Origin of the sequence: Staphylococcus sp. GDY8P72P (genome assembly GCF_016890655.1) — a bacterium.
GTDB classification, from domain to species: domain Bacteria; phylum Bacillota; class Bacilli; order Staphylococcales; family Staphylococcaceae; genus Staphylococcus; species Staphylococcus arlettae.
The window spans coordinates 1-6465 of sequence record NZ_JAFEQJ010000039.1 but is presented as its reverse complement, the minus strand read 5'-3'; the positions used below and the strand labels follow the sequence as shown (position 1 = coordinate 6465).

The window sequence follows — 6465 nt, the reverse complement described above, 5'->3', positions numbered from 1 at the left end:
GATGGTCGGAGACGGTATCAACGATGCGCCGAGTCTTATAAGAGCCGATATTGGTATAGCAATTGGTGCAGGCACAGATGTTGCAGTGGATTCAGGTGATATCATACTTGTTAAAAGTAATCCATCAGATATCATTCATTTCTTGACCCTTTCAAATAATACTATGAGAAAAATGGTGCAAAACTTATGGTGGGGTGCAGGTTATAATATTGTTGCTGTACCTTTAGCAGCTGGTATTTTAGCATTTATTGGCTTGATTTTATCACCTGCAATAGGTGCTATTTTAATGTCTTTAAGTACAATTATCGTTGCAATTAATGCCTTTACTTTAAAATTAAAATAAAAGAGGTGTAAAATGGATAAAAAAAAAATATTTACAGTTCTTGCTGCTTTGTTTTCCATGTTACTTATATTATCTAATGATATATTAGCAGAAAGTAAGCAGAACATGAATATGACAGAAGACAAACAAAAACAGAATGATGAAATGGATATGGGAGGACATGATGAAAGAAAAAAACTTAATTCTTCACAAGGAGAAAATGAAATAACTTTTCCTAAAGTTTTAAAGTCAGAAAAAGATAAAGATGGTTATGAGAATTATATATTAAAGGCTCAGGAAGGGAAGACAGAATTTTATAAAGGAAGCTTTTCTGATACTTTAGGTTATAATGGAAGTATACTTGGGCCAACTTTAAAACTTAAAAAAGGTGAAAAAGTAAAAATTAAATTAGTTAATAATTTAGATGAAAATACGACATTTCATTGGCATGGTCTTGAGATAGATGGAAAAGTAGATGGTGGCCCTTCTCAGGTTATAAAACCAGGGGAAGAAAAAATAATTAAGTTTGAAGTCGAACAAGAAGCTGCCACTTTATGGTATCACCCTCATCCTTCTCCAAATACTGCTAAGCAAGTTTACAATGGATTATCTGGCCTATTATATATAGAAGATAATGAAAATTTAAATTACCCTAATGAATATGGGGAAAATGATTTACCGATAGTTATTCAAGATAAAACATTTATATCAAAAAAATTAAATTATTCAAAAACAAAAGATATAGATGGTACTCAAGGTGATATAGTAGTTGTTAATGGGAAAGTAAATCCTAAACTAACAACCAAAGAAGGAAAAGTTCGTTTAAGACTTTTAAATGGTTCTAACGCTCGAGATTTAAACCTTAAATTAAGTAACAACCAAAGTTTTGAATACATTGCCTCTGATGGTGGTTATTTAGAGGAAAAACAACAGTTAAATGAAATCAATCTAGCGCCTTCTGAAAGAAAAGAAATAATAGTCGATTTATCTAAAATTAAAGGTGAAGAAGTTGATCTTGTTGATAACGAAGATACCGTGGTTTTACCAATAAATTACAAAGAATCGAAAGATAATAAAGAGACAACTTCTAAAGTAGACAAGAAAATCAAACTAGAAGGTATGGATGATAAGGTTACTATTAATGATAAAAAGTACGACCCTGACAGAATAGATTTTACACAAAAGAAAAATCAAAAAGAGATTTGGGAAATTGAGAATGTTAAAGACAAAATGGGAGGTATGAAGCATCCCTTTCATATCCATGGAACCCAATTTAAAGTTGTATCAGTGGATGGGAAAGCACCTCCAAAAGATATGAGAGGAAAAAAAGACGTTATATCGTTAAAACCTGGTCAAAAAGCCAAAATAGAAGTTGTTTTTAAAAACAGTGGAACATATATGTTCCATTGTCACATTCTTGAACATGAAGATAATGGCATGATGGGACAAGTAAAAGTAACAAAATAATTAATAAGGAATTTTAAAATATGTATAAAAAATTAGGATTTATTATATTAGCATCAGGATTAGTATTATCAGCTTGCTCAACGGGTAGTAAAGAAGAAAATAATGGTTCTAAAGATAAAAAAGAAGAAGAACACATGGAACATAAAAGTGAAAGCAAGACTCCAGATGATATGAAGCGTACAGACGATAGTAAATTTAAAAAAGGGGATGAAGTTACTATTACAGCAGGACATATGCCCGGCATGAAAAATGCTAAAGGGACAGTTAAAGGTGCTTACAAAACCTATGCTTATGTAGTGAGTTATACACCTGAAAATGGTGATAAGAAAGTAAATAACCACAAATGGGTCGTTAATGAAGAAGTTGCAGATGCCCCTAAAAATGGATTTAAAAAAGGTGATACAGTTAAATTAGAAGCTGACCATATGCCTGGTATGAAAGGTGCAGAAGCTCAAATTGATGATGTAGAAAAAACAACCGTTTATATGGTGGATTATAAATCAACCGAAAACGATAAAATGGTTAAAAATCACAAATGGATGACAACTGACGAACTTAAATCTCGTTAATATCTTTCATTTTAGTTCTTTAAAGTATTTAATTAGTGATTGATAAATGCAATGAGAATCCCCTTTGTTAAATAGACAAGTAAACAAATAAAATTTATGGTCACTCTCATATCCACAATAATGAGAGTGGCCATTTGTTTAGAAAAATCAAATGATTTTTATGAAAATGAGGGGATCTTTTATAATTTATCAATGGAATTTCGAAAAATATAAAATGGAATAGTGAATGTATTGAGCTTTCTCGTTTATCAAGAAAAGTTATTCTAAATTAGCAGGTAAAGTCACAGTTGCTATAAATTCAACAACTATATATGTATGATTAGGGTGTACCCAAATTAGACATAGCTAATTTAAATTAAAACCTGTAAATATTTAATAAACGGTCGTTTTTAATAAAGTTCACCCAAGTCATATGGTAGTTCCCTTTCACTTTCCACTCATTTTTGTGAAAAGCAGTACTTGGGACACAATGGCAAGTATAGGCAATTCAATCAAAGGCCCGATGACCAGAGCCAAAGCAATGAGAGGTTGATTTGGAAAAGCGGTGACAGCTATAGCCAAGGCAACTGGAGAATTTCGTGCAATAATCGTCAAACTTAAACTGACCGTATCTTCATAGGAAAATTTCAGTAGTCTTCCCACTAAACGGCCTAACACATAGTTGATAATAAAAAATATCAAAATAGGAATAATCAAGATATAAATGACTTCCAAATGGTCAAGCAAGTATGAGACTTGGGAAGCAAACATTGCCATAATCGCAAATGATAGAAAGAAAATCTGAGCATTGCTGAAAAAGGGTATGACGATATTGCTTAAAACTAGTTCTTTTCTTCTCAATAGAAATCGTGTAAGGTGAGCAAGCACGAAAGGAAAGATCAGTACAATCAATATACTCTCAATGAGTGTTGGGAGAGGAATGGTTTCAATGCTGCCAGCGAATAATAGTAGGTATATAGGTAAAAGTACGACTTGCAGGATCAAATTGATCGGTAGAATCGATGTTGAAAGAGACACATTCCCTTTTGCTATGCCTGTAAATGCGAGGTACCAATCCGTGCAAGGTGTCACCATAAGCATAATAAAACCAATCCATAAAGCTGGATGATCTGATAAGAAAATAGCCCCCAACCCCCAGGCTAATACTGGTGTCCATATAAAATTAATGATAGTACTGGAGCCAAGGAATCTGATATTTAAAAATGCCTTTTTCAATTGATGCAGTGGTATCGTCAAAAACAATCCATAGAGCATTAAGAATAAAAACGGGACGACCAGTGTCTCTGCATATCGTTCAATTACACCTATTTGTCCTAATAAGATACCTGAACCAACAGCGAGCAGTATAATCAAGGTTTGAAACTTTTCTAATATTCCGATAAACGCACCTCTTTTCCATTTGAAATTTTTTATAAGATGAACCTTTCTGCAAACCAGTATAAGATAGTCTATCAATGATTGTCTTGAGTGCCAATTGAAGTAATAGAAAAAAGATAAATTTGGTGGTACTCATCATTACGAATATATTGACAATAGTGCTAAACATTTTTAATATATGAGTATATATAAATATAACCATATTTATATTAAGAGCTACCATTATGATTAGTAAGAGGTGAGCCATCATAAAAGATATTAACGAAAACAAAATTGTTGGTAATAAAAAAGGTCTTGATGAAGAAACTTTATTTGTTGTATCCCAAACTTTCAAAGCATTAAGTGATCCAACACGAATCAGAATACTGAATTTGCTGTTTCTTAAAGAATATTCCGTAAATGAGATTGCTGAAAACCTACATTTAAGACAATCCACCGTTTCGCATCAATTACGCTTTTTGAAAAATTTGCGCTTGGTCAAGTATAGAAGGGAAGGTACGACTCTATATTATTCCCATGATGATGCCCATGTAATGAACATGTTGAAAGAAACAATCAACCATGCTCGTCACCATTGACCAAAAAATTATATAAACCCATCTATTATACCCATCTATAAATATTAATAGGAGATGATTGAATGAGTCATGAACATAACCATACACATGGTGCGAACAAAAAAACCTTGATGATCAGTTTCATAATCATCACAGGATATATGATTATCGAAGCGATTGGGGGAATTTTGACCAATAGCCTCGCCTTACTAGCTGATGCGGGCCATATGTTAAGTGATTCAATTTCCCTAGGTGTCGGTTTGTTGGCTTTTATACTTGGAGAAAAAGCGGCCGATTATAGTAAAACATACGGATATAAACGATTTGAAATTCTTGCAGCTGTATTTAACGGAGTTACTCTGGTACTGATTGCCATCTACATTTTCTATGAGGCCTATCAACGTTTTACAGATCCACCTGAAGTCGCCTCTACGGGTATGTTAATCATCGCAACTATTGGACTACTGGTAAATATTCTTGTAGCATGGATTCTCATGCGAGGCGGGGATACGAAGGAAAACTTGAATATACGTGCAGCATTTTTACATGTGATAGGCGATCTGCTTGGATCGGTGGGGGCCATTATTGCGGCTCTGATGATCCTCTTCTTCAACTGGGGCTGGGCAGATCCGTTGGCCAGTGTGATTGTTGCAGTGCTTGTATTGATAAGTGGGTGGCGTGTGACAAAAGATGCCGTTCATGTATTGATGGAGGGTACCCCTAAAAACGTTGAAATTGACGCAGTGATTAAAACCATAGAGAGCATTCCAGGAGTAAATAATATGCATGATCTACATGTATGGAGTATTACAAGTGGCCAAAATGCACTTTCATGCCATGTGGTGGTAGATGGTACCATTTCTATTCAGGAAAGCCAGGAAATTCTGAGAACAATTGAAGACGAGTTGGAAGATGAGAATATTGGACATGCAACGATTCAGATGGAGAGTGAAAACCACCCTCATAAGGATTCTGTAATGTGCAGGGATGATGATATTACGCATAGTCATGAACACTAAAAAATAGAATATACCACTATAATGATCAAAAATGTTAGCAAGATAACGATTTTGACCTATAAATTGAAGATTTTTAATGTATACGATTTTATTAACTGTTCATAGTATTAGATGGAGGGCAAGTGAGGTTTCACTTTCCCTTTATTGCCATTTTTTAGAATTTATTTTTTTGTGTTGATACGCTCACACGCACAATCAAAGATTGTGCTTTTAACAAGCCTACGTGATGATCTTGCAAGGGGCAAAAAACTTTTTATTTGTGGCCATACGGCCAGTCTAAAAACTTTTATTGCTTGAACCCTTGCAATCTCAACGTAACGGCTTGTTGCAGTGGCTTCACAACACAGCAAAAATAAATAATTTCTAAAAGAAAAATTTTAAGGAGTGGTCAATATGAATGAAAATATGATTGAAAGTTATTTAAAAATTTGTGAACACATTAAGGAGTATAAGCAGGTAGAGTTCGGCCATGATAATGAAGATGAAGAAGTTTTTGATTCTAGCTTACAATGTCCTTTGGCATATACTACAAAAGGAGATAATGAAGAATTTGAGATTCAGGTTACACTAGATTTGAAGAATAATCGAATTATTAAAGAATTATCTCATGAATATGATAATTATATAGAGTATGAAGATTTTAAAGATTGGGAAGAAATCGCAACTGAATTTGAATTTTTAAACTTTGACGATTTAATTATGACTGATGTAGATGTAGATGATTTACTAGAAGAGTTTACTAGCCGACAAAAATTAGAAGATGAAGAAAAAGAAAAGTCTACTAACTATAAAGATTTAGGTTCTGTTGCAAAGTAAAAAATATAGCTAACCACTAATTTATCATGTCAGTGTTCGCTTAACTTGCTAGCATGATGCTAATTTCGTGGCATGGCGAAAATCCGTAGATCTGAAGAGACCTGCGGTTCTTTTTATATAGAGCGTAAATACATTCAATACCTTTTAAAGTATTCTTTGCTGTATTGATACTTTGATACCTTGTCTTTCTTACTTTAATATGACGGTGATCTTGCTCAATGAGGTTATTCAGATATTTCGATGTACAATGGCAGTCAGGTTAAAGTTTAAAAGCTTTAATAACTTTAGCCATTGCTACCTTCGTTGAAGGTGCCTGATCTGTAATTACATTGTGAGGT

6 protein-coding genes and 2 pseudogenes are annotated in these 6465 nt (G+C 33.6%); 6 read left to right on the top strand and 2 right to left on the bottom strand.

What is annotated here, in order from left to right; translation table 11 throughout:
• The 3 genes and pseudogenes from JVU85_RS13410 to JVU85_RS13400 all read left to right on the top strand — a co-directional run.
• Window positions 1-343, top strand: a pseudogene (locus JVU85_RS13410) (heavy metal translocating P-type ATPase); the annotation flags it as partial.
• Window positions 344-355: 12 nt separating this feature from the next.
• Entirely contained in the window at window positions 356-1789 is a 1434-nt protein-coding gene (locus JVU85_RS13405; RefSeq protein ID WP_204172791.1) for a multicopper oxidase family protein, read from the top strand.
• A 20-nt stretch (window positions 1790-1809) separates the two neighbouring features.
• Window positions 1810-2358, top strand: coding sequence for a DUF1541 domain-containing protein (locus JVU85_RS13400; RefSeq protein ID WP_107523615.1), 549 nt, complete (start codon window positions 1810-1812; stop codon window positions 2356-2358).
• 426 nt (window positions 2359-2784) lie between these two features.
• Here the strand turns inward: JVU85_RS13400 and JVU85_RS13395 are convergent, their stop codons facing one another.
• Window positions 2785-3738: an arsenic resistance protein gene (locus JVU85_RS13395; RefSeq protein ID WP_204172793.1), complete on the bottom strand. Its 954-nt coding sequence runs from the start codon at window positions 3736-3738 to the stop codon at window positions 2785-2787.
• Between the two features lie 254 nt (window positions 3739-3992).
• On the opposite strand from JVU85_RS13395, the gene JVU85_RS13390 reads away from it, so the two are divergent.
• The 3 genes from JVU85_RS13390 to JVU85_RS13380 all read left to right on the top strand — a co-directional run bounded on the left by JVU85_RS13390 (window position 3993) and on the right by JVU85_RS13380 (window position 6127).
• Window positions 3993-4313, top strand: a complete 321-nt coding sequence (locus JVU85_RS13390) for an ArsR/SmtB family transcription factor (protein ID WP_072324278.1) — start codon at window positions 3993-3995, stop codon at window positions 4311-4313.
• 62 nt (window positions 4314-4375) lie between these two features.
• Window positions 4376-5311, top strand: a complete 936-nt coding sequence (locus tag JVU85_RS13385; RefSeq protein WP_001837444.1) for a cation diffusion facilitator family transporter — start codon at window positions 4376-4378, stop codon at window positions 5309-5311.
• A gap of 393 nt (window positions 5312-5704) precedes the next feature.
• Window positions 5705-6127 (top strand): hypothetical protein, encoded by a 423-nt coding sequence (locus tag JVU85_RS13380; RefSeq protein WP_204171936.1) that lies wholly within the window; start codon window positions 5705-5707, stop codon window positions 6125-6127.
• Between the two features lie 40 nt (window positions 6128-6167).
• Here the strand turns inward: JVU85_RS13380 and JVU85_RS13375 are convergent.
• Window positions 6168-6465: pseudogene (locus tag JVU85_RS13375) on the bottom strand (DDE-type integrase/transposase/recombinase); the annotation flags it as partial.

Coding starts and splice junctions, on each gene's coding strand:
- JVU85_RS13405 (WP_204172791.1), top strand. CDS start 356: ATGGATAAAAAAAAAATATTTACAGTTCTTGCTGCTTTGTTTTCCATG.
- JVU85_RS13380 (WP_204171936.1), top strand. CDS start 5,705: ATGAATGAAAATATGATTGAAAGTTATTTAAAAATTTGTGAACACATT.
- JVU85_RS13400 (WP_107523615.1), top strand. CDS start 1,810: ATGTATAAAAAATTAGGATTTATTATATTAGCATCAGGATTAGTATTA.
- JVU85_RS13385 (WP_001837444.1), top strand. CDS start 4,376: ATGAGTCATGAACATAACCATACACATGGTGCGAACAAAAAAACCTTG.